At 42.5% G+C, this 1,834-nt stretch carries 1 protein-coding gene and 1 pseudogene; one reads left to right on the forward strand and one right to left on the reverse strand.

Going from position 1 to position 1,834, the window contains the following annotated elements; genetic code table 11:
* Positions 1–213: 213 nt before the first annotated feature.
* Entirely contained in the window at positions 214–798 is a 585-nt protein-coding gene (locus tag ACO6UY_RS24590) for a hypothetical protein (protein ID WP_422491681.1), read from the reverse strand.
* A gap of 107 nt (positions 799–905) precedes the next feature.
* Here ACO6UY_RS24590 and ACO6UY_RS24595 point away from each other — a divergent pair.
* Positions 906–1,680 (forward strand): annotated as a pseudogene (locus ACO6UY_RS24595) (IS5 family transposase).
* Positions 1,681–1,834 lie beyond the last annotated feature (154 nt).

The raw sequence follows: 1,834 nt of genomic DNA on the forward strand, positions 1-1,834 counted from the left end.
ACCATTGGTGTGTAGTTGGCCATTGTCGTACCTCTGGCTATACCGGAGGTATGTTAATAGTACATATGTGCACCTCATGCTACCGCCCTGGAGCATCCAGCGGACGGCGCTAGACGCGCCGCCGCTTATGCAAGCGTTAGGTGCAGAGAGTGCGGTCACACTGAGTAACCGCAAATATAGGTCAAATTAAACTGATGCTTTTATGTTCTTGAACTACTGAGAAAGTTGAAATTCTTTACCTTGTTGAGAAGTAAAGTATCCTCTATCATCGGCCATAGCTAATACAATTTTTATAGGGTTATTACCTTCTTTTGTGATCCCTACCAGAGCAATCTCAGTTTCGCTAACTTCCATTTTTTTCAATATATCTATATCCTTAGGAGATGAATAATCAATTTTTGCATGGAAAGTAGCCTCATATGCTTCTGCATTTTTCTTTAGCTTATCATCAACACTTAATGTGCTATGAGATTTAGCTGAGTCAGCTGTGTATACATCATTGCTTTTAAATGGTGAATTTCTTTCTGAAAAGTTTACACTGCGTTGAGTAATTGGTTTATTGTCGTGATCCTGGGATGAATAAGAATCGGCTTTTTTTATTTCAGACTGCGTAGCAACTTTATCTGAGTCTCTATCGCTTTCTAGAGTCTTGTTATTTATCTGGGGTATAATCTTTGAACCAGTATGAATATGATTTGTAGGTAACATTTTTTTAACCTTTACTATTGGGGATAATTCCATTACACCAATATGAGGTGCAATATCCCTTTGAAAATAAGGTTTTAAAAAAGTTCCCATTTCGAAAAGTTTAGAGACTGTTGTAAAAGTTACTGACCATTAACTCAGGATAAAAAACTCAACGTCGTCTATAACTACAGTATCTGATTAGTTTAAGGAGGATAATTATGTATCCATCCGACCTGACCAATGACGAGTGGGCAATCCTCAAGCCTCTATTCCCTGACCCTGGCTATGATACTCCAAAAAATGGGCGACCACGTGACTGGAGTTATCGTCTGATATTGAATGCCATATTCTATCTCACTAAAACAGGCTGTCAGTGGCGAATGCTGCCTTCTGACTTTCCACCATGGAGTACTGTCTACACCTATTTCCGAATCTGGAAACAAGATGGCACATGGAAGAAGGTGCATGATGCTCTTCGTGACCAGGTGCGAATTCAGGCGGGCAAAGAGCCACAACCAACAGCAGCAAGCATTGACTCCCAATCCGTGAAAACCTCGGTAAAAGGAGGGGGCGAGGCTATGATGGCGGGAAGAAAATAAAAGGTAGAAAACGTCATATAGCTGTTGATACTCTTGGCCTGATTCTGGTGGTATGGGTACACGCAGCCGCATTTAGTGATAGTTTTGCAGGTCAATTCATGCTGGCTCACCTTAAGAAATACTTTAAAAACATCCGGAAAGTCTGGGCTGATTGTGGCTACCGGGGTTACCTTGAAGAGTGGTTTTATCGCTTCAAACCCAAAAGGGAGCTTGAAATCACAAAACGCCCACGGGAAAGTTTGTCGTTCAAGCCAGGCGCTGGGTTGTGGAGAGAACCTTTGGCTGGTTTGAAGGATCCAGACGTTTATCTAAAGACTATGAACAGCTGCCAAGGAGTTCAGAAGCCTTCGTTTATATATGCATGATTCGCATAATGCTAAGAAGGCTTAAGTAGTTTTAAAACAGCCTCTTAGAGCTTTTTACTACAGAGGCTTCCACACAGTGACCCAGAAAATGCACCTAAATCGGGTAAGGGCTGGTCTTTCTCCAACCCTCCCCACAGCACCCGGCATGCGGGTCCGCACCGGGCGGTTCAACGATGATGGTGA

It is taken from the genome of Endozoicomonas sp. ALE010, from assembly GCF_049310165.1.
Lineage (GTDB): Bacteria > Pseudomonadota > Gammaproteobacteria > Pseudomonadales > Endozoicomonadaceae > Endozoicomonas.